Origin of the sequence: uncultured Aureimonas sp. (genome assembly GCF_913775355.1) — a bacterium.
Classification (GTDB): Bacteria; Pseudomonadota; Alphaproteobacteria; order Rhizobiales; family Rhizobiaceae; genus Aureimonas.
In genome coordinates, this window is record NZ_CAJYIU010000002.1 from 19,301 (window position 1) to 39,892 (window position 20,592).

At 68.3% G+C, this 20,592-nt stretch carries 22 protein-coding genes; 10 read left to right on the forward strand and 12 right to left on the reverse strand.

All coding sequences use genetic code 11. From position 1 onward, the window contains the following. Positions 1 to 74: 74 nt before the first annotated feature. The 4 genes from QZ753_RS00160 to QZ753_RS00175 are packed head-to-tail and all read right to left on the reverse strand — an operon-like array spanning position 75 to position 3,482. On the reverse strand, positions 75 to 932 hold the full coding sequence (locus QZ753_RS00160; protein WP_294640105.1) for a metal ABC transporter permease: 858 nt from the start codon (positions 930 to 932) through the stop codon (positions 75 to 77). After that, a complete protein-coding gene (locus QZ753_RS00165) occupies positions 929 to 1,792 on the reverse strand; it encodes a metal ABC transporter permease (protein ID WP_294640107.1) in 864 nt (287 codons plus the stop codon). Before QZ753_RS00165 ends, QZ753_RS00160 begins: the two co-directional genes overlap by 4 nt. After that, on the reverse strand, positions 1,789 to 2,586 hold the full coding sequence (locus tag QZ753_RS00170) for an ATP-binding cassette domain-containing protein (protein ID WP_294640109.1): 798 nt from the start codon (positions 2,584 to 2,586) through the stop codon (positions 1,789 to 1,791). The genes QZ753_RS00165 and QZ753_RS00170 overlap by 4 nt, the downstream gene beginning before the upstream one ends. Then, positions 2,583 to 3,482: a metal ABC transporter substrate-binding protein gene (locus QZ753_RS00175; protein WP_294640110.1), complete on the reverse strand. Its 900-nt coding sequence runs from the start codon at positions 3,480 to 3,482 to the stop codon at positions 2,583 to 2,585. The genes QZ753_RS00170 and QZ753_RS00175 overlap by 4 nt, the downstream gene beginning before the upstream one ends. 443 nt (positions 3,483 to 3,925) lie before the next feature. Between QZ753_RS00175 and QZ753_RS00180 the strand changes: the two genes are divergently transcribed. Next, the gene (locus QZ753_RS00180; protein WP_294640112.1) at positions 3,926 to 4,711 is read left to right on the forward strand and encodes a thermonuclease family protein; all 786 of its coding nucleotides are present in this window, start codon (positions 3,926 to 3,928) and stop codon (positions 4,709 to 4,711) included. Here QZ753_RS00180 and QZ753_RS00185 read toward each other — a convergent pair. Both QZ753_RS00185 and QZ753_RS00190 read right to left on the reverse strand, forming a co-directional pair. Beyond that, complete coding sequence (locus tag QZ753_RS00185) at positions 4,700 to 6,361, reverse strand: lysine--tRNA ligase (protein WP_294640114.1); 1,662 nt, start codon at positions 6,359 to 6,361, stop codon at positions 4,700 to 4,702. The genes QZ753_RS00180 and QZ753_RS00185 overlap by 12 nt on opposite strands. Positions 6,362 to 6,476: 115 nt before the next feature. Further along, a complete protein-coding gene (locus QZ753_RS00190; protein WP_294640116.1) occupies positions 6,477 to 7,364 on the reverse strand; it encodes a transporter substrate-binding domain-containing protein in 888 nt (295 codons plus the stop codon). A gap of 80 nt (positions 7,365 to 7,444) precedes the next feature. Between QZ753_RS00190 and QZ753_RS00195 the strand changes: the two genes are divergently transcribed. Both QZ753_RS00195 and QZ753_RS00200 read left to right on the forward strand, forming a co-directional pair. Continuing rightward, entirely contained in the window at positions 7,445 to 8,860 is a 1,416-nt protein-coding gene (locus QZ753_RS00195; protein ID WP_294640118.1) for a glycosyltransferase, read from the forward strand. Positions 8,861 to 9,102: 242 nt separating this feature from the next. Next, a complete protein-coding gene (locus QZ753_RS00200; RefSeq protein WP_294640120.1) occupies positions 9,103 to 10,035 on the forward strand; it encodes a hypothetical protein in 933 nt (310 codons plus the stop codon). A 39-nt stretch (positions 10,036 to 10,074) separates the two neighbouring features. Here the strand turns inward: QZ753_RS00200 and QZ753_RS00205 are convergent, their stop codons facing one another. After that, a complete protein-coding gene (locus QZ753_RS00205; protein WP_294640122.1) occupies positions 10,075 to 10,824 on the reverse strand; it encodes a helix-turn-helix transcriptional regulator in 750 nt (249 codons plus the stop codon). Between the two features lie 248 nt (positions 10,825 to 11,072). On the opposite strand from QZ753_RS00205, the gene QZ753_RS00210 reads away from it, so the two are divergent. The 7 genes from QZ753_RS00210 (at position 11,073) to QZ753_RS00240 (ending at position 18,009) form a co-directional block, all read left to right on the forward strand. Then, a complete protein-coding gene (locus QZ753_RS00210) occupies positions 11,073 to 11,393 on the forward strand; it encodes a helix-turn-helix domain-containing protein (protein WP_294640124.1) in 321 nt (106 codons plus the stop codon). A gap of 106 nt (positions 11,394 to 11,499) precedes the next feature. Beyond that, positions 11,500 to 11,823, forward strand: a complete 324-nt coding sequence (locus tag QZ753_RS00215) for a hypothetical protein (protein ID WP_294640125.1) — start codon at positions 11,500 to 11,502, stop codon at positions 11,821 to 11,823. Then, entirely contained in the window at positions 11,820 to 12,068 is a 249-nt protein-coding gene (locus QZ753_RS00220) for a hypothetical protein (RefSeq protein ID WP_294640126.1), read from the forward strand. Before QZ753_RS00215 ends, QZ753_RS00220 begins: the two co-directional genes overlap by 4 nt. Beyond that, the gene (locus QZ753_RS00225) at positions 12,059 to 12,868 is read left to right on the forward strand and encodes a ParB N-terminal domain-containing protein (RefSeq protein ID WP_294640128.1); all 810 of its coding nucleotides are present in this window, start codon (positions 12,059 to 12,061) and stop codon (positions 12,866 to 12,868) included. Before QZ753_RS00220 ends, QZ753_RS00225 begins: the two co-directional genes overlap by 10 nt. A gap of 118 nt (positions 12,869 to 12,986) precedes the next feature. Further along, a complete protein-coding gene (locus QZ753_RS00230; RefSeq protein ID WP_294640130.1) occupies positions 12,987 to 16,220 on the forward strand; it encodes an AAA family ATPase in 3,234 nt (1,077 codons plus the stop codon). Further along, a complete protein-coding gene (locus QZ753_RS00235) occupies positions 16,217 to 17,752 on the forward strand; it encodes a hypothetical protein (RefSeq protein ID WP_294640132.1) in 1,536 nt (511 codons plus the stop codon). Before QZ753_RS00230 ends, QZ753_RS00235 begins: the two co-directional genes overlap by 4 nt. Beyond that, positions 17,752 to 18,009 (forward strand): hypothetical protein, encoded by a 258-nt coding sequence (locus QZ753_RS00240; RefSeq protein WP_294640133.1) that lies wholly within the window; start codon positions 17,752 to 17,754, stop codon positions 18,007 to 18,009. The genes QZ753_RS00235 and QZ753_RS00240 overlap by 1 nt, the downstream gene beginning before the upstream one ends. Here the strand turns inward: QZ753_RS00240 and QZ753_RS00245 are convergent. The 5 genes from QZ753_RS00245 to QZ753_RS00265 are packed head-to-tail and all read right to left on the reverse strand — an operon-like array spanning position 17,940 to position 20,592. After that, a complete protein-coding gene (locus QZ753_RS00245) occupies positions 17,940 to 18,848 on the reverse strand; it encodes a hypothetical protein (RefSeq protein WP_294640135.1) in 909 nt (302 codons plus the stop codon). The two genes, QZ753_RS00240 and QZ753_RS00245, sit on opposite strands and share 70 nt — an antisense overlap. Positions 18,849 to 18,861: 13 nt before the next feature. Beyond that, on the reverse strand, positions 18,862 to 19,128 hold the full coding sequence (locus QZ753_RS00250) for a hypothetical protein (RefSeq protein ID WP_294640136.1): 267 nt from the start codon (positions 19,126 to 19,128) through the stop codon (positions 18,862 to 18,864). After that, entirely contained in the window at positions 19,125 to 19,526 is a 402-nt protein-coding gene (locus QZ753_RS00255) for a DUF1353 domain-containing protein (RefSeq protein WP_294640138.1), read from the reverse strand. Before QZ753_RS00255 ends, QZ753_RS00250 begins: the two co-directional genes overlap by 4 nt. Next, on the reverse strand, positions 19,523 to 20,254 hold the full coding sequence (locus QZ753_RS00260; protein WP_294640140.1) for a hypothetical protein: 732 nt from the start codon (positions 20,252 to 20,254) through the stop codon (positions 19,523 to 19,525). The genes QZ753_RS00255 and QZ753_RS00260 overlap by 4 nt, the downstream gene beginning before the upstream one ends. Then, positions 20,251 to 20,592: a hypothetical protein gene (locus QZ753_RS00265; protein WP_294640142.1), complete on the reverse strand. Its 342-nt coding sequence runs from the start codon at positions 20,590 to 20,592 to the stop codon at positions 20,251 to 20,253. The genes QZ753_RS00260 and QZ753_RS00265 overlap by 4 nt, the downstream gene beginning before the upstream one ends.

A 20,592-nucleotide genomic window follows, 5' to 3' on the forward strand; every position in this document is an offset into this window, starting at 1 on the left:
TCCGGTGCCGGGCGGCGGCGCCCTCCGGTCCGTCTTAGCGGCCGGCGCCCCCCTTCGCCAAGCCACCGGGACGATCAGGGCTCGCTGGCCACGGCTGCGGCCGCCGCGTCCACCTCGCACGGGGCGCGGCGGCCGAAGAGGAGCGCGAGGATCCAGCCGGCCGACATGACGAGGACGATCGTCGGCGCCGGCGCGCTGTCGAGAAACACCGAGAGCCAGATGCCGAGCGTCGAGGCGAAGAGCGCGAAACTCGCGGCCACCACCAGCATCCGGCCGAAGGAGCGGACGAGGAGGAAGGCGGTAGCGCCCGGTGCGATCAGGAGCGCCACGACGAGGATGATGCCGACCGCCTGCATCGAGGCGACGATCGCGGCCGACAGCGCGGCCAGCAGTCCGTAGTGCAGGAGGCGGACAGGCAGGCCCGAGACGCGGGCCTGAACGGCGTCGAAGCTGTGCAGGAGGAGGCTGCGCCAGGACAGCACGACGAACAAGAGGATCGGCACGACGATCGCGGCGATCTCGACGAGATCGCCCGGCGTGAGGCCGAGGAGATCGCCGAACAGGATATGGTCGAGATGCAGCGCCGAGCGCACCTTGGCATGGAGGACGATCCCGAGCGCGAACATGCCGGCGAAGGCGACGCCCATGGCCGTGTCCTGCGCGATGCGGCTGTTGTTCTTCAAGAAGCCCGAGCCGGCGGCGCAGAAGAGGCCGGCCGCAAAGGCGCCGAGCGCCAGCGGCAGGCCGGCGGCATAGGCGAGGACGATGCCGGGCAGGACGGCGTGCGACACCGCATCGCCCATCAGCGACCAGCCCTTCAGCACCAGGAAGCAGGACAGAAGCGCGCAAGGCACCGCGATCAGCGCGCCGGCCAGAAAGGCGTATTGCAGAAAGTCGATCTGGAAGGGGAAGAGGAGGTCGGCGGCGCTCATGGCAGCGCCTCCCGGACCTCGGCCCTCGCCCGGCGTCGCGCGGCGAACACCCCGTGCTTGGGCGCGAAGACGAAGGCGAGAAGGAAGAGCGCGGTCTGGAGCACCACGATCACGCCGCCCGTCGCCCCGTCGAGGAAGTAGCTGGCATAGGCGCCGATGCCGCTCGTCAGCACCCCGATGGCGACCGAGAGCCCGATCATCCGCCCGAACCGGTCGGTCAGGAGATAGGCCGTCGCGCCCGGCGTCACCACGGCGGCGACGACCAGGAAGGCGCCGACGGTCTGCATGGCGGCGACGGCGCAGGCGCTCAGAAGCGTGAAGAAGAGGGCACGCCAGAGCGTCGGGTCGAGGCCGATCGTGCGGGCGTGGTTCTCGTCGAAGAACACGGCCATCAGCGTGCGCCAGGTGAGGAGCAGGATCACGAGCGTCACGCCCGAGATGAGGACGAGTTGCAGCGTGTCCGCGGGCGTGACGGCGAGGATGTTGCCGAGCACGATCGACTGGATGTCGATCGGCACCGGCGAGATCGAGACCATGAAGAGGCCGAGACCGAAGAAAGTTGTGAAGATCAGGCCGATCACGACGTCCTCCTTCAGCCGCGACGCGCGCGAGATCAGAAGGATCGCGCCGGCCGCCAGCCCGCCGGACAGGAAGGCGCCGATCGAGAAGGGCAGGCCCAGCATGTAGGCGCCCGCGACGCCCGGCACGATCGAGTGCGACAGCGCATCGCCGATCAGCGACCAGCCCTTCAGCACCACGAAGGCAGACAGGAAGGCGCAGACGCCGCCGACCAGCATCGACACCCAGATGGCGTTGAACATGTAGTCGTAGGTGAAGGGCTCGAGGAGGGCGGCGCTCACGCGACGGCCTCCACGGGCTCGCGGCCGGCGGCGGACGCGGCCGGCATCGCGCCGAACAACCCGCCGCGCAGCGTGCCCCCGAAGGCCCGTTCGAGATGGGCGGGCACGAAGACGTCGGCGGTCGGCCCGGCGGCGAGCACGGTCCGGTTGACGAGGATCGCGCGGTCGCAGAATTCGGGCACGGCGGCGAGGTTGTGGGTCGAGACCAGCATCGCCGCGCCCTCGCGACGGAGGTCCTTGAGGAGCGCGATGATCGCCTCTTCGGTGCGAAGGTCGACGCCGGTGAAGGGCTCGTCGAGGAGGATCACCTCGGCACCCTGCGCCAGCGCGCGGGCGAGGAAGACGCGCTTCTTCTGGCCGCCGGAGAGTTCGCCGATCTGGCGGGCGCGGAAGTCCGCCATGCCGACGCGGGCGAGCGCCGCCGCCACCGCCTGATGATCGGCCGGCTTCGGGCGCCGCAGCCAGCCCATGTGGCCGTAGCGACCCATCATCACGACGTCCTCGACCAGAACGGGGAAGTTCCAGTCGATCTCCTCGCTCTGCGGCACGTAGGCGACGCGATTTCGCTTCAGGGCTTGGCCTACGGGCGCGCCGAGGATCGACACGCGACCCGCCGACTGCGGCACGAGGCCGAGCACGGACTTGAACAGTGTCGACTTGCCGCCACCGTTGACGCCGACGAGCGCCGTGATCGAGCCGCGCGGGACGGAAAAGCTCGCCTCGCGCAGGGCGACATGGCCGTTGCGGTAGACGACGGTGAGGCCCGCGGCCTCGATGCCGGGCGCCGCGCTCACGAGGAGAAGCCCGCGGCGATCGTTTGCGTCGTCACGCGCAGGAGGTCGATATAGGTCGGCACCGGGCCGCCCTCGGCGCTCAGGCTGTCGACATAGAGGACGCCGCCGTAGCGGGCGCCGGTCTCGCGCGCGACCTGGTTCGCCGGATCGGGCGACACGGTGCTTTCCGAGAAGACGACCGGGATCTTCTCCGTCGTCACGGTGTCGACCACGCGGCGCACCTGCTGGGGGGTGCCCTGAGAGTCGGCGTTGATCGGCCAGAGGTAGAGCTCGCGCAGGCCGAAGTCGCGGGCGAGATAGGAGAAGGCGCCCTCGCTGGTGACGAGCCAGCGGTGCCCCTCGGGCAGGGCGGCGAGCGAGGTGCGCAGGCCCTCGACGCTCGCCGAGATCTCGCCCTTGTAGCGCTCGGCATTGGCGGCGTAGGTCGCGGCGTTGGTGGGGTCCTCGGCGGACAGCGCATCGCGGATGTTGTCGACATAGGTCAGCGCCAGCGTCGGCGACATCCAGGCATGGGGGTTGGGCTTGCCCTGGTAGGGCCCCTCCCCGATCAGGATCGGCTCGATGCCCTTCGTCAGAATGGCCGAGGGCTTGTCTCCCAGCCGGGAGAAGAAGCGCTCGAACCAGAGCTCCATTCCCAGCCCGTTCCAGAGGACAAGGTCGGCGTCGCGCACCGAGAGGATGTCGCGCGGGGTCGGCTGATAGTTGTGGATCTCGGCGCCGGGCTTGGTAATCGAGACCACCTCGGCCCGGTCGCCCGCGACGTTGCGGGTCATGTCGGCCAGCACCGTGAAGGTCGTGGCGACCTTCAGCTTCTCGGCGGCGAGCGCGGGGGCTGCGGCGAGCGCCGCGGCGAAAGCGAGGGGAAGAAGAGCGAAGCGTCGCCGGGTCAGGGTCACGCGGGTCTCCAGGTGAGTCTTGAGTCAAGAATATGCAAATGCGAATGGTTTGCAAGTAAGATCGTTCCAGTCCGAAGCCTGACCATGTCGTGAGCCAGCGGAACCATCGCCGATGGATGCGGAGCGGCGGACGCTCTGCCTGACGACGCTGTCTCGCCCGGCAACCGGATCGCCGGAGACGGCGGCGGGATGCGTGCCTCCGCTCTCCCGCGACCGAGAATCAACGTCGCGATCGCGGACGGGCGCTGGGGACAGCCCGACCGATCGCACGGCCGCGCGCTTTCCCCCGTGCGTTCGAGCCATAGCTTTGCGGGTGAGCGTGAGGGACGGCATGTCCGTGTAGCCTCCGACGCGGCGAGGCGGCCTGTTCCCGCCGCCCGGCGGGCGCTAGACTGGACGGCGTGCGGCAGGCCCTGGCCGACACGGGAAGAAGGACGGCACCCATGCAACCGCTGCGGATCGCGCTCGGCCTTCTGGCGCTCGTCACCGTGTTCTTCCTGGTGGTGCCGGCGGAGACCACGCTGTTTTCCGGGCGCCGCGACCTCGCCGAGCCGGTGGCGATCGTGGAGAGCGCCGACGCCGTGTCCGAACCGGCCGCAGCGTCGCCGACGGCTCCCGCTTCAGTGTCGGCCGTGCGCGCGATCGATGCCGCGCCGATCGATTCGAGCGGCCTCACCCGCCTGCCCGCCGTGGCGAGTGGCGCGGCGACGCCGCCCTTGTCCGGCGCAACCGACGCGGTAAAGGAAGCGCCGGCAGCCGCGGCCGCGACGACGGCCCCCGAGGTCGCCGCGGCGGCGTCGGCCGCGCCGGGCGGCCCCTCCTATCGCCTGTTTCCCCGGCCGATCGCGGTGGACGCGCGAACCCTGAAGACCGGCGAGGTCACGCTTCTCGTGGAGGACGTCGAGCCGGTGGCGAGCGACGCGCGCTGCGCCGACGGGGCGCAGGCCTGGCCGTGCGCGACGCGCGCCCGCACCGCCCTTCGCGGCTGGATCCGCGGCCGGTCGCTGATGTGCGCGGTGACGCCGGACCAGCGCGAGGCGCGCGAGATCAGCGCGCCCTGCTCTCTCGGCGAGGCCGATGTCGGCGACTGGGTGGTGCGCAACGGCTGGGCGCTCGCCACGCCGGGCGGCCGCTACGAGGCGGCCGAACGCGAAGCGCGCGACGCCCGGCGCGGCGTCTGGGCCTACGGTCTCTCCGAGACGCGCACGGCCGCCGGCTCAGGCGGCTGAGGCGAGGCGTCCGGCCAGAGCGTCGGCGATCAGCCGCCGCGTCTCGTCGATGCCGTAGAGCGCGGCGAACGAGCCGAAGCGCGGACCCCGCTCCTGCCCGATCAGGATCTGGTAGAGCGCCGAGAACCATTCGAGCGAGACGCCGGGGCCGCCGTCCGGGCCCTTCTTCTTCTCGTCCTGGTAGCGCGGGATCGGGCGCGCGGCGTCGAGCACCGCGTCCTGGATCGCGGCCGCATCCGCGCCATCGGGCAGCGCGGCGAGCCGCCGGTCGAGATCCTCCAGCGCCCCGCGCTCCACCTCGTCCGGCGCCCGGAAGCGCTTCGTCGGGCGCACGAAGTCCTCGAAATAGCGCAGCGCGTAGGTCACGAGGCGGTCGAGTTCGGGATCGGTCTCGGGCGTCACGCCCGGCGCATAGCGCGAGATGAAGCCCCAGAGCGTCTTCGGGTCGGAGGCGTTGGAGGCCGAGACGAGGTTGAGGAGCAGCGCGAAGGAGACCGGAATCCCCTTCACCGGCGGCTCGCCGCCGTGGATGTGGAAGGTCGGGTTCTGCAGGCGCGACTTCGTGTCCTGCCGCTCGAAGGCGGCGGCGAAGGCGTAGTAGTCCTCGACCGCCTTCGGGATCACGTCGAAATGGAGGCGCTTGGCGGCGCGCGGCTTGTTGAACATGTAGAGGCCGAGGCTTTCCGGCGAGGCGTAGGTCAGCCACTCCTCGATCGACAGGCCGTTGCCCTTGGACTTCGAGATCTTGGCGCCCTCGGCGTCGAGGAAGAGCTCGTAGACGAAGTGCTCCGGCGCCTCGCCGCCCAGGATCTCGCAGATCCGGTCGTAGACCACGGCGTTGGTCTGGTGGTCCTTGCCGAACATCTCGAAGTCGACGCCGAGCGCCGCCCAGCGCATGCCGAAATCGGGCTTCCACTGGAGCTTCACCTGTCCGCCGGTGACGGGCAGCGTCGTCTCCGTGCCGTCCTCGTCGAGGAAGGTGATCGTGCCGGCCTTCGCGTCGACATGGCGCATCGGCACGTAGAGGACGCGGCCCGTGGTGGGCGAGATCGGCAGGAACGGGCTGTAGGTCGCCTGTCGCTCGGGGCCGAGCGTCGGCAGCATCACGCCCATGATGTCGTCGTACCGCTCGGCCGCGCGCAGGAGCACCGCGTCGAAGCGGCCGGAGCGATAGTACTCGGTTGCGCTCGCGAACTCGTAGTCGAAGCCGAACGTGTCGAGGAAGCGCCGCAGCATCGCGTTGTTGTGGCCCGCGAACGTCGCCTCCTCGCCGCCGAACGGGTTCGGCACGTCGGAGAGCGGGCGCTGCAGGTAGGGCTCGAGCGCCGCGCGGTCCGGCACGCTGTCGGGGATCTTGCGCATCCCGTCGAGGTCGTCGGAAAAGCAGATGAGCCGCGTCGGGATCTCGTCGTTCGTCAGGATGCGAAAGGCGTTGCGCACCATGGTCGTGCGCGCGACTTCGCCGAAGGTGCCGATATGGGGCAGGCCCGACGGTCCGTAGCCGGTCTCGAACAGCGCCTCGCGCTTGCCGGTCCGCTGAAGGCGCGCGACGATCTTGCGCGCTTCCTCGAAGGGCCAGGCCTGCGAGGTCTGCGCGGCCTCAAGGATGTCCGACATGTTGCGGCCGGCCGCCTCGCTCTCATCGCCCATGGTGGATCGCCCTTTCCTGCCGCGAGCCCTCAGGCGCTCGGGACAGCGCGGGGCTCGCATCGACAAGCCCCGTCTATGGTTTTTGCGCGTGGCCCCGTCAACGGCCGGTGGCGGCTCAGAAGGCGCTGACGGGAAAATAGCGCAGGAGAAGCTCCGACATGCGCCCGTTCGCCACGATCCGCCCGATCGCATAGTCGAAGGCCGAGCGCAGGTCCTCGTCCTCCGGCTTCACCGCGATGGCGAGCCCTTCGCCGAGGAAATGGTCGGAGAGGTACGGCCCGCCGGCAAAGGCGCAGCAGTCGGCGGCGGCTTCGCTCGACAGCCAGAAGGACAGTCCAACCCCGTCGCCGAAGACGGCGCGCACGCGCTCAGCGCGCAGCGCCTCGAGCGCCGCCTCGCGCGTCGGCAGCGCGACCGGCTTCGCCCGCGGGAAGAAGGCGGCCAGCATCGCCTCGTGCGCGCTGCCCGCGACGACCCCGACCGGGACGCCGGACAGGCCCGCCTCGATCTCCGTGTCGAGCGGGCGACCGCTCAGCGCCACGAAGCGGGCGGGATAGCGGAAGAAGGGGTGGGTGAAGCTGAAGCGCGCGCGGTTGTCGGCGTTGAGGGCAAGGCCCGCGATCACCGCCTCGCCGTCGCCCGCGGCCAGCGCCTCGCCCAGCTCGGCAAAGGGCCGCGCCTCGATCTGGCAGCGCGCGGCGATGTCGAGCTCCTCGCAGATCATGCGCGCGAGATCGACATGGAAGCCGGCGAGGCGCCCGCGCTGGTCGAGGAAGTTGAAGGGCGCGAAATCCACCGAGGTCAGAAAGCGGATGCGCGCCCGGCCCGACAGGTCCGGCTCGGCGAAGCGCTGGCCCTGGTCCCAGAAATTGGGCGTCGGCACGACCGTGCGCGAGGCGGGCGCCGATGGGGACGGGGCCGAGGGAGCACTCTGCGCGAAGGCAGCACCCGGAACAACCCAAAGCTGCGCAGCCAGCACGCTGATGGCGAGAAATGCACGCAAGGGTTTCTTCTCCGGCGCCGATTTCAAACCCAAGATGTGTCCGATCCTCGCAAGGGGACTCGCGTTCGAGGGCTGGTCTGTTGCGTGTATCGGAATATGCCCTCGTGGACGAGGACGCCAGCGGCCTTGGTGTGGTTTCAGCGCCCGCGCTCGCCGAGGACGCCCTTGCCTTCGCCGACGCTCGCCTGCCGGCCCTCGCCCCCCCGGTCGCCGAAGCCCTGGTGCGGCTCGGCCTCGACGCCGAACGCTTCGATGCGGCCTGCCGGCTCGCCGAGCGGAACGGCTCCAGCGCCGACGAGGAACTGATTGCGGCAGGTCTCGTCGATGAGGCGACGCTCGCCCAGACGCTCGCCGCGGTCCTCGGCCTCCGCTTCGAGCCGATCCGCGATGACGCCTCGCTGCTGCGCGACGGTCGCGGCGCCTTCGACGCGTCGGAGCGTCACGCCAAGACCTGCGATACCGCGATGCGGCCCCGGCTCTACCTCGCCCCGCGGCTCGACCGGCTGGAGGGCCTTGCCGGGCGTGTCGCGCGTGCGCCGGAACTTGCCGCGACACTGCGCATCGCGACCCTCTCCGACATCGCCGCCAAGCGCGGCGCGGCGAGCGCCACGGAACGCTCGACGCGCGCGCGCCTCAGTCTCGCCGCCGACCACAACCGATGGTCGGCCCGCGACGTGCTGACGCCTGCGCAGGCGGCTGTGGCGGTGCTCGTCCTCGTCGCGCTGGCGCATGCCTGGTTCGCGGCGCCCGGTCACTTCTGGCTCGCGGCGCATGCGACGGCGAGCCTTTGCGCCCTGTGCTTCACGCTGTTTCGCCTGCGCGTCCTCGTCGGCACGGCACTCGCCGCGCGGCCGCGCTCGGCCCTGCCGGGCGCCCAGCGGGCGGAGGCGCCGGCGCCGATCTATTCCGTCCTCGTCGCCCTTCACCGCGAGGCCGCGATGGCCGAGCCGCTGGCGCGCGCCATGGCCGCGCTCGACTGGCCGCGCTCGCGGCTCGAGGTCTTCTTCGTCTGCGAGGCGAACGATCCCGAGACGATCATGGCGGTGGAACGTGCGATCGCGGGCGAGCCGAACTTCTCCGTCATCGCGACGCCCCGGACCAATCCGACCACCAAGCCGAAGGCCCTGAACTTCGCCCTGCCGCTGACGCGCGGCGACTACGTCGTCCTCTTCGACGCCGAGGATCGGCCCGATCCCGGCCAACTGCGCGCCGCGCACGCTGCATTCGAGGCGGCCCCGGCCTCGCTCGCCTGCGTCCAGGCGCCGCTCGTCATTCGCAACGCCGCCAACGGCTGGCTGGAGACCCTGTTCGCGCTGGAATACGCCGTCCTCTTCCGCGCGATCCTGCCGTGGCTGGCGCACCGCGGCCTGCCGCTGCCGCTCGGCGGCACCTCGAATCATTTCCGCCGCGCGGCGCTGGTCGAGGCCGGCGGCTGGGACAGCCACAACGTCGCCGAGGACGCCGATCTCGGCATCCGACTGTCCCGCCTCGTGTAACGCGACAGATCAGCTGCGATCGGCCGGGATTAAGCGGGATCAGACGAAATTCCCCGGGTGCACCCTGCTACTCCGGGCATTCTACAGGCACCACGACCACTCACCCTTACCTTTGCACGTCAAATCACTTGCACCTAACCCTCGCAGGGGGAGACTCCAGGTACTGAACCCTCTAGGGTCAAAGCAGAAGGGTATGCCGCAGCTGACCCCTGTAAGCGCGCTCAAATTCGAGAGTTGGATCGTTGACTAAGAAGCCTGAAGCTGAAGGTAGCGGTCAACAAAAGGAAGCGCCGCGAGATAAGGTATGCGGGATCGTCATGCCGATTTCGCAGATGGGGGAACTCTACTCGCCTGAGCACTGGCGGCGAGTCCAGCGCATCCTTCAAAAAGCAATCGAAGCGGCCGGCATGCGGCCAAAGCTCGTATGGGAGAACCCAGAAGCCGACGTTATTCATGCGGCGATCTTGCAAAATATCTACGACAGCGATGTCGTCGTGTGTGACCTTAGCGGGTTGAACCCAAACGTAATGTTGGAAGCCGGTCTTCGGCTCTCGACAAAAAAACCGACTGTCATCGTCACGGATCGAGTTGTCCCGCCACCGTTCGACGTAAGTTCGATCGGATATATCGTCTATTCTAGAGACCTCGAGTTCAATTCGATTGAGGAGTTCATCGAAAAGCTCTCGCAGAAAATCAAAGACGTGGCAGACGCTTATGATGGCGGCAGATACCAGTCTTTCGTCGAAAACTTTACGGTCGAAACTGTGAGGCCGGAGCGCATAGACGTCTCAGCGGAGAAGTACTTCTCTGACCAGATCGAGACAATTGGTAGATCGATCCGACGGATTGAGCGTAGCTTACATGCAAGTAATACGACTACGCCTCGTAACCCTGCGCCATCATTCAATCCACTGTTGCAAGAATCAAATTCGGTGCGGTCATGCACTGTTATGTTTCAAGCTAATGCCGCTATCGCCCACGCTTACCACGAGCATATATACAATACCGGCATGCTAATGTTGCCGAAATTGAAACCGAGGAATGACGATACATTCATAATTACCGGCGGCCTTCTAAGTGCTATTGACGAACAAGACATGACGGGCAAAATACTAAGTGTTGGATATGAGTTTGGCGCTACAAGGATTAGCGTCACTATTAGTACAGAAAACTAGAATGGCCGTTCGGCGGACTCAAATCGCCTGCCGCAGAGTTTAAATCATCCTTCCATACCACATGACCCGACCGGCGATGCGCAGAAGGTCGATCCGGTCGGGCGTGACGATCTCGTCGAAGCCCGCCGCCTGATTGTCGCTGGTGATAACTACGGTGCTGTCGAGCCTGATCCGCAGGCGTTTGACTAGCAAGGCTTCCCCATAGACCAGGACGTAGATGCCGTTGTCGACCGCTTGGTCGATGGCGGTGTCGACGATCAACGTGTCCCCGCTGCGGATAGTCGGCTCCATGGAGTCCCCGCGCGCAGTCAGGACCTTTGCAGCTGTGGGGGTGATGCTCCGCGCTCGCAGCCAAGCCGCGTCGAATGCGACCCGGCCCAATACCGGCTCCGCCTCAACGATTGTCCCCGAGCCCGCTGACGGCTGCACATCCATGAGCGGAATCAATACGATAGCGTCATCCGGCATGTCTGGTGTCGGGACGTGGATCACGGCGGGGGTTCCCGTTTGTTCCGGTTGTGTTCTCACACCTATCTGGAGCAGCTGATCCGAAGAGTCACGAGGGCCTTCACCGGTTGCCAGCCAATTGATGTGGATACCGGTCGCCTTCGCGATCTGAACCACCTTATCCAGCCCTGGCGTCGCCCCTTTCAGATACTGGCGCAATAGTGTCTGGCCGATCCCGACTTCGGACGCGAAAGCGTTAGCGCTTCGACGCTCGCTCACCAGCTCTTGAAGGCGATCCTTAAATTCCGACACCGTTCCCACCGAACTCTGAAGCGGGTTCATAGTTCGCGCGTCCAGGCGGCGGCGCAAGAAAGCCGTTGTTTTACAACGGATTAATCGGACCCCACCCTGAGATGCGCCCGGCGAGAAGTTTGAAGTTAACTTCTAGCGCAATTGCGCTTGCCGAACGATCATTAAAGCGCTAACTTCGTACCACCAAACAGAACACCGCCCGGAATACCGAGCGGACCACCAAACAAACCACAACCCCCGAAAAAAGCCGGCGTGCGGGCCGGCCTCCGGAGAGCTGAATGACCAAGGCGGCAGTTAAGCCACCCACTGAATGGGACGCGGAGGGGATCAAGGCGGAGATCCGCCGTCAGAACCTCACGCAGGCCGAGATCGCTCGTCAGGCGGGCCTTCCCCCGCACGCCGTGCGGCGTGCTTTCCTGGGGCTGAGCCGCCGGGGCGCCGACGCGATTGCGGCCGCGCTTGGCATCCCCTTCGAAGAGCTGTTCCCGACCGGTTTCATCCAGAGCCGTTCAAGCCTCCGGAAACCTATCGCAAAGCCCGTCCCGGAGTCCCGCTCAAAGCGCGACACCCTCGCTGACGAAACGCGGGTCTCGGCATGAGCGCCTGGGAAATCTTAACCATGATCGCTTCCGGCGCGCCGGCGGCCCTGATCGGGCTCGCGGTGGGCATCGGGCTGATCGCGATCTGCCGGCCGGAGAAGGTCTGATGCGCCAGAGCCCGCAGCCTACCCGCAAGATCACGATCAGCGTCACCGAGAAGGTCTTCGGACGTCTCGATACGCTGGCGAGGGAAGCGAACATGCAGACCGGCTCCTACACCGGGCTTCTGTTCGACGCGGCCTACGCGGCCCGCGTGAAGGGGACGCCCGACGCGGAGCTGGACGCACAGGTCGCGCTCGTCGGCCTAGCCACCCTTTCGGATGCGGACCTCGAACCGCTCGCCGCAGCCGTCGGCCTCTCGATCGAGACAGCGACCAGGATGCGCGACGCCTGGAAGGGCGTCCTCCTCGAGCGGAGACGCGCGGGATGAGCCCGACGATCGACGAGTTCCTGTCCCGCTGCACGCAGTTCGCCCGCCTTCATCCGGCGGCGGTTCTTGCAATGCCGGAGCCGGAGCTGGCCGTCGATCCGAGGGCTCCCGCCCATCACCTTCGCCGAACCCGTGAGCGCGCCCGCGCCCGCATGGTCACTACCGCCCGGCTGTCGCTCAAGCCGACGCGGGCCACCACCCCCGACCTCTTCACCGTAATGGAAAGCCCGACTGCATGTCCGTGATGCGTCAAATCCCGATCGCGCTGATCGACGCCGGCAATCGCCTGCGCGTCCTCGACCCTGCATGGGTGCGCACCCTCGCCGACGACATGGCTGTCGAAGGCCAGGAGGAGCCGATCCGCGTCGTCGAGCGCGGCGATCGCTTCCAGCTCGTGTCGGGCGCCCGGCGCCTTGCAGCGGCCGGACTGCTCGACTGGAGCGAGATCGACGCCACGATCAAACCGGCCGGGGCGCTAGTCGACGAGGCTTCTGCCCGCCTTGCCGAGATCAAGGCCGACATGATGCGCGGCGAGCTGACCGCGCTCGACCATGCCGTCTACGTCTCGACTTGGTGCGACCTCTGGCTGCGCGACGTGCCCAACGTCACGGTTCTGCCGAAGCGTTCCGAGGTCCACACGACCCCGGCGATCGAGGCCGCGATCGATGCCTTCGAGGCGCGGACGGAGAACCGCCCGTATCGCGCAGCGGACGATCGCGTGGCTGAAGCCCAGCGTCGGCTGGTCGCCGAAATGGACGCCGAGGACGCAGCGACGATCCATCGGCTGGCGGACGCGGCGATCGAGAAGCGTGCGGCCGACCTGGAAGAGGCGCGGGTCGCGCACCTTCCGGCCACCGTCATTCCCCTGCCCGAGAGCCCGAAGGCACGATACCGGCGCGCGGTCATCCTGGAGCGCGCGATCGCGGCCGGTGAGCCGGTGCCGGCGGCCGACGCCATGCTGCTTGAGCGCTACCGACACTCCTCCGAATACCGAGGCGAGCGGATGCTCCACGAGGATTTCGGGGACGAATACCTAGCCCTCTAGGGGCGGGCAAAAAAGAACCCGGCACGAAGCCGGGCTCTCAAAAAGAGCGACCAGAAGGTCGCCATCCACAACGGAGAGAATGATGAGCGACGTCTCACAAGTCAATCGACCAGCGCCCATGAAGAACGTTGCGATGTTCGCAGGGTTAATTTCCAAGGTGGTCGAACGGAAGCCGCATCTGCCCGGCCTTGCTTGCTGGTACGGACCGTCCGGCTACGGAAAGACCAAGGCTGCGATCTACGGGGCCAGCCGATATCGCGCGACCTATGTCGAGTGCGGCCAGCTGACGACAGCCCGCTCCCTGCTGATCTCGATCCTCAAGGAACTGGGCGTCCAGAAGCCGCGCGGCACCGCCACCGACATGGTGGACGAGGCGGTCGAGATCCTGGCAGCCGATCGCAAGCGCCCCCTGATCATCGACGAAGCCCACCACATCGCCCACAAGGCGTTCATCGACGTGGTGCGCGAGCTGCACGACAAGAGCTTGGCTCCGATCGTCCTGATCGGCGAGGAGACGCTGCCGAAGCGCCTGGAGGCCTACGAGCGCGTCCACAACCGCATCCTAGAGTGGGCGGGTGCGATCCCGTGCGATGCCGAGGACAACCTCGGCGACGTCAACGCCCAGCTCGAGTTCGTCTGGAAGGAGCTGAACACGACGGAGGGCAAGGCCTTCAAGCGCCTGCTCGCCGCAAAGGATTACTTCGAAGCGAACGAGGCGATGATCAGCTTCGAGCGCCCGTCCGGCTATCAGAACGGCGTCAAGAACGCCCACAACTACAGCGGACGCCTCGCCTTCACCAAGGAGGCATACGAGCGCTACGGCGGCGGCGGCGAACAGGTCGCCTCGTCCACCCACGACGCCAAGGTGGTCGCCAAGGGCGTCACCGAGGGCATGTCGGATTACACGCGCCGCGAGGAGTCGCGCGGGGCCTCTCCCTTCGGCGCCCGGTCCGAGGGCAACGCCGGCAAGAGCGCTCCCGGCGCCGGCCTGTTCTCCGAACGGGCGATGAAGGGCTTCGAGGTGCTGGGCGCCGGGCTCGGTGCCTTCAGTTCGGGATACCAGTCCGGCTCGCCGCTTTCGGGCGGCATCTCCGGCGCATTCGGCGGGTATCAGGCGGGCGGGGCGATCTCGTCGTTCCTCGGCATCGGCGCGGGTGCCGGCGCGGCGCTGGGCGTCGTCGGTGGGGCGGCGCTCGGCATCCTCGGCGGCATCCTCGGCGCGCGGAAGCAGCGCGAGCAGGCGCACCGCGACAAGGCCGCGAAGTGGGAGGAGCTGCGTCCGCAGTACGAGGCGTTCGACAAGTCGCTGTCGGGCGACGGCAACGGCCAGCTGCGGCAGTGGATCACCGAACAGGAAGGGGCCTTCGCGCAGTTCCGGAAAGTCGGCGGCGACGCCTGGAAGTACGGCCAGGGCAACTCGTCCGAGCAGTTCGCGTCGACCGGGACCAAGATGTGGACCCGGTTCATGGAGATGCAGGCGGAGTTCCGCGAGGGCTTCACCGACATGGTCGAGGACCTCACCTCGGGCGAGGGCCTCGGCGGCGCCTTCGCCAAGGGTCGGGCGGCGACCAAGGACCTGAAGAAGCAGATCCGCGACATGATCGACGACGTGTCGATCGCGTTCGGGTCCGACAATATCGGCGTCGGCGTGAACGGGGCGTGGATCGAGGCCTCCAAGGCGATGGAGGAGCGCCGCAACGCCGCGATCGCCGAGGCGAAGAAGGCCGCCGGCGAATACGCCCTGTCGCTCCTCTACACCGCCGCGACCAGCTCCGACGTCGAGAAGAGCCTCAACGGCTTCCGGGGCACGGCGGCCGGGCTGCAGAAGGTCCTGACCGACCTCGGCTGGACAGCCGAGCAGGCAGCGGCCGACATCGATGCGCGCCTCACCCAGGCGATCGCCAAAATGGGCGAGACCTTCACCGACGGCTACCAGCGCGAGATCAACGACCTTTCCGGCACCGGCTACCTCAACGACATCAAGGACCTCTTCACCGCGCGCGACGGCGGGCTGAAGGACGCCAAGCTGCTCGGCGTCGACCCGTCGATCGTGTCGAAGTGGTTCGCGCTGGCGGTCCAGGACGTCGTGGACGGGGCCGAGCTGACCGGCTCGGCCTTCGACGACCTCATCAAGGCCTTCCCCGAGTTGCAGGGCGTCGTGAAGGCGTTCACCGAGGGCGCGCGCACGGCGGCCGAGGTCGCGGCCGACGCCAAGGCGGCGGCACTGTCGTCGTTCGAGGCGTCGAAGTCGCAGCTCCAGGACGTCTACCAGACGATCCGCTCCTACCGGGACGGTATTCGCTCCTTCCTGTCGGGGATGAAGCTCGATCAGGATTCCTCGCTCTCGCAGAAGGACCGCGTCGCCGAGGCGCGGAAGGTCTTCGAGGAGACGCTCGCCAAGGCCCAGGGCGGTGACAAGGAGGCGATGGGCGCGCTGACCGGCGCGGCGCAGGACTATCGCGACCTCGCCAAGGCCTACCTCGCGTCGAGCGACGGCTTCGCGGAGGTCGAGAAGCGCATCGCCGGCGCCATGGAAAAGGCCGACGTGAAGGCGACGAGCCAGCTCGACCTGATGAAGAGCCAGGCCTCGTGGCTGGAGGACATCAGCGCCAACACGGCCGACACCGCCAAGGCGATCGCCGACTACCTCAAGTCCTTCCAGGGCGTGAACGACAATCGCAACTGGGGTGACGCGGGCTTCCAGGATCGCAACAAGGCGATCGTCTCCGAGCTGGGCAAGATGGGGATCGCCTACACCGGGGACTTCGGCGGCGGCAAGTTCTCCAACTACATCGCTTCGCAGACGCCGGCACTCCAGGCGCAGCTGCGCGCGCTGACCGACCGGATGGACCGGCAGTTCCAGCTCAACCTCTACGACCCGAAGAACAAGGGTGTCGCGGGATACAAGGGCCTCCGCCTCGGCGGCGTTGTCGGCGCCTACCAGGAGGGCGGGATCGTCGGGAACGGCATCTTCGACCAGGACTCGGTCCTCGCGCGCTACGCCGGCGGCGGCACGATCGCGCTGGCCGGGGGCGAAGGCGTCATCACCGCCCGCGCGATGACGCCGGAGGTCAAGGCGACCGTCGCCTACGTGAACCGCCACCACGCGCTGCCCGAGATCGGCCGCCAGCCGGCGATGGCCTTCGCGCCCGCCAACGACGCCGCGCTCGCCCGCGAGCTGCGCGCCGCCCAGGCCGAGACCGCCGCCCTCATGCGCCAGCTGATCGCGCTCACCGGCACCAAGGCCGACCAGACGCTCGCCGCGATCGAGCGCGGCAACCGCGCGGCCGAGGGCTCGGCCGCCGACGTGCGCCGGGCGCGCTCGCTCTCTTCCACGAGGACCGCCGCATGATCCACCTGATCGAGATCGAGCCCTTCGACCCGGCCGCCAATGCACCGCGGATCCTGCGCTTCGGCACGTTCGGCTTCACCACCGAGCCCGGCGACACGCCGGCCAACGCGCATTTCGACGACCTCGTGAAGGACCCTGGAAACTTCGAGCGCTTCCTGTTCGGCCGCTCGCGCACGCGCGGGGAATCGGACGTCGGCGGCGGCGACATCCAGCTCGTCAACGCGGACGGCTCGCTCGACGGTCTCCTCGATCTCGCCTTCGACGGGCGCCCGATCCGGATCTGGAGCCTCGAAAGCCAGGAGACGCCCTGGGCGGAACGCCGGACCGTCTTCACCGGCACGATGGAACAGGCCGAGTTCCCGAGCCGGGCGGTGACGATCCGCATCCGCGACATGCTCGACGCCCTGCGCGAACCGCTGGAGCGCCCGGCCTATCTCGGCACCACGACGAGCGGGGGGCTGACCATCGCCGAGGGCAACACCGACCTGAAGGACGTGAAGAAGCCGCGCCTCTACGGCCGCGCCCTCAACATCGCGCCGGTGACGGTCGACCAGTTCGACAACCTCTATCAGGTGTCCGACCGGGCGATCGCCGAGATCTCCAACGTCCGCGACAACGGGGTGAAGCTGACCGCGACCGGCGACCACGCCGACCTCGCGGCGCTGAAAGGCGCGGTGATGACCGGCGGCCAGTACGCGACCTGTCTCGCGCTCGGCCTTCTGCGGACCTACACCCGGCCCGCCGGCACGCTGACCCTCGACGCGGCCGAGGGGGCGACGCTCGCCGATCGGTCCGTCGCTCGCAATGTCGCCCGCGTCCTCGACGGCCTCGCGGTGGTGGACGCCGGCTCGATCGACGCGCTACACGCGGAGGCCCCGGCCGAGGCCGGCTTCTGGACCGGCACGGCCGACGTCTCACCGCTGCGCATCGCCTCGGCGCTTCTCGAGTCGATCGGCGGCTGGCTCGTCCCCGACCGGTTCGGCACCTTCCGGGTCGGCCGTCTGCGTCTCCCATCCGGCGAGGGCGTCGTGCGGATCACCACCGACTTCCTCCTCGGCGGCGATAGCCTGTTCCGCAACGCGACGGCCGACGAGGGCGCCGGCGTTCCCGCGCGCTCCGTCACCGTGCGCTACGGCCGCGCCTGGACGACCTATTCCGAGGCGGACCTCAAGGACGTGGCGAGTGACGATGTCTATCGCGCTTTCGCCATCCAGGAGTTCCGCCAGATCAAGCTGCCGGTCGAGGCGAACACGACGCTTCACCCAAAAGGTCCGGACCTGACGAAGGACACCTGTCTCGTCCTGGAGGCGGACGCCAAGGCCGAGGCCGAGCGCTGGCGCGCCATCGAGGGTGATCGCCGCGACCTCTTCGTCCTGGACTGCTGGGGCGACGACGTCGCCGCCGTCGACCTCGACGACGTGATCACGCTGGAGGTCGACCGCTTCGGGATGGGCGGGGGGCGGCCCTTGCGTGTGATCGGCCTCACCGAGTCCCGGCTCAACAACCACACCGAGATCGAGGCCTGGGGCTGATGGGCCGTCCGCTCTTTCTCTATCCGAACTTCGCCGATCCGCCGAAGGGCGCGACGCCGGGCGCCATCCTGTCGGGCGGCGACTGGCAGCTGCCGCTCACCAACCTCCAGACCCGCCGCTACCGCCAGACGGCACGCTCGCGCCACACCGGCGCGTCGGCGACCTGGTTCGAGTTCCGGATCAACCGCTATGCCGAGCTGCGGGCGATCGTGCTCGGCGCCCCGCCAAGGAGGATCGACCCGGCCGTCGTCCCGTAGGAGAGCGCCACGGTCTTGCCCGTCGTCGTCGGCGCGCCCGGCCGGTTCGCGCCGTAGCTGGCCCCGTAGCCGTAGCGCGCGAGGACCATGAAGACCGACAGGTTGGCGGTGCCACCGACGTCCAGGAAGGTCAGGCTGGTCGCGAGGTTGGCGTTGGTCGTGTCGAAGTCGATGTAGGCGCCGTCGTAGCTCGTCGGGGCGTTCGGGAAGACCAGCCTCGGCCGGTTCGCCGTCGCCACGTCGCGCGCGTTGCCGCTCTGGTCGTAGAGGGTCGAGACGCGGAACGTCACGCCGTCGCCGGATGCGGCGAGCGCCGAGGTGTTGAGCGTGTCGTCGGCGTTGAAGCCGATCGTCACCGCCGCGTTGGCGGAGTTGCGGACCTGGAGCGCGTTGCCGGCGTAGCCCGGCACTATGCGGCGCAGGCCGTAGACCGCGACGGGCGCCTGGCTGGCGGCGGCGGGGTTGGCGATCGCCGCGAGCGCCGTCGCGGTCAGCGAGAGCGCGGTGTCGCGCTTGGCCCCCGACACCGGGTCGATCTCACGCAGGGTGATGGCGATCGCCTCGTTTGGGGTGCAGCCGAGAAGGCCCTTCACGAGCTTGGAGCCGTCCGACTTCCCCGCGAGGCGACCGTTACCGCCGATCAGCTCGACCGTCGTGCCGGCGGACTTGCCGCCGATCGTGGCGACGTCGGATCCGGAGCCGAGCGACTGGCTGAAGCTCGAGGCGCTCAACGTGAGAGGCTGGAGCGTCGGGGGCACCACGACGCCACCGCCGCCGGGATCGGAGGCGACGCCCGGCAGGCCGAGGACGAGGGCGGAGGACGAAAGGCTCAAGACCATGCGGGCCGTTCCTTCAGGAGACGCAGACGTCGGCCGCGCCGTTGAGCGCACGCGCCCAGACCTTCAGCCCCGTCTTGATACTGGAGATCGGCATCGAGGGCGTCAGCGGCGTCAGCCGGTGCCCCGTCGCCAGTGCGTTGGAGGGCTGGGCGGCGGCCACGCGCACCACCGCCTGGAAGGCCCGGTTGCCCTCCAGGGTGACGGAGCATTCGGTGGCGCCGTCGACGGACACCTGCGTCCAGGCGTTCGTGAGCTGAAGATCTCGGGTCGTGTCGGTCATCGATCGCTCCTGGAAGCCGGTTCAATGGGGGTTTGAGGCTCGCCCTTCAGGGCGACGTGCTGGAGGACGGCGATCGCCATTGCCCAGCGTTTGGCGCGGGGCACGCGGTCCGCCTTGAGGGCGTCGTAGAAGACGGCGGCCGACGTCCAAGCGCTCCAGCCGTTGTCGAGCAGCCAGTCGTGGAGACGGGCGGCGCGCTGGAAGCGCGGGTCGTGCCGGTCGAAAATCCAGGTGAGGAAGCCAGGGATCGAGACGTCGTGCTCGTAGAGCGCCGGCACCTCGATCGTCTTGCCGGAGCCCGCCTTGCCGATGTCCCAGGCGAGCGGCTTCGACGCGGTGTAGCGGTCGGTGCCGGGGACGCGGGTGAAGGTGCCGTCGAAGTCGGTGTAGGCGCTCATGGGATCTTCGCCGCCTCCACGAAGAGGGCGTCGATCGCCGCGTCGTCGAGGCCGAGCTGGGCGCCGAGCGCCGCGATCAGCGGGTCGGTCCGCTCGAAGACCGTGGCGTCGGCCCAATCGATCCGCGCGAGCTGGCCGGCCTTGCCGGGAATCGAGGCGATCGCCGCGTCGGCCGCCTCGAGCAGCTCGGCGTCGACCAGGGCGCGCTTCGCCCGGCGCCGGGTGACGCTGGTCACCGAGCCCGGCAGGATGTCGCCGGCAAGGCTCTCCAGCATCCAGGTGCCATCCCGCTCGACGACGCGGTGCGTCGCCGGGTCGTAGGAGCGCCAGAAGACATAACCCAGCTCGGCCCGGCTCTCGGGCTGATTGGCGAGGTCGGTGCGGGTGAAGCCCTCGGCGGTTAGGGCCTCGTCGGGGAGCTGCATCGGCGCTCCCCCGTTGCGACGGTAGGCGATCGTCGTGTCCTGCCAGACGAACACACGACCGCCGATGCGGCTCATGCCTCGCAGGCCCTTGGCGGCGAAGGGGGCGCCGACCGTTTGGAAGCCGCCCAGCGTGTTGGCAAGAAGAAACGGCCGGCGCCTTTCGGCGTAGGAAACCACGCCATCCTCGGCCACCCATCCGGGCCCCGGATCCCGACCGAACAGGCGAACGTCGCCGAGCTGCGCGCCGGCCTTGTCGCTCAAACGTTCGAACGGGCGACCGCCGATCTCCGCGAAGGCGTTCATGGCGCCGGTTCCTCGAAGAGCTGGAACACCGCAACGTAAATGTCGCCGTCAGCGGAGGCTCCGGCCTTCACTCCGTCGCCGGGATCGAGGATCACCCGCACCGAGATCGCATCGCGGGCGTCGACTGTCGCATTGACGGGAAGGATCGGCCGTTCGGCCACGGGCTGCTCACTGGCGTCGATCCAGAGGCACTGGCTGATGTCGGCCGAAGCCAGCCCGTCGATATTGGAGAACCGCAGCTCGAGCGTGCGGATCATCTTGTCAGCCGCCGGATTGGTCCAGATGTTGTCGACGGTGCGGGAGAGGGTCTTGCCCGTGAGGGCCCTAGTGATGGACAT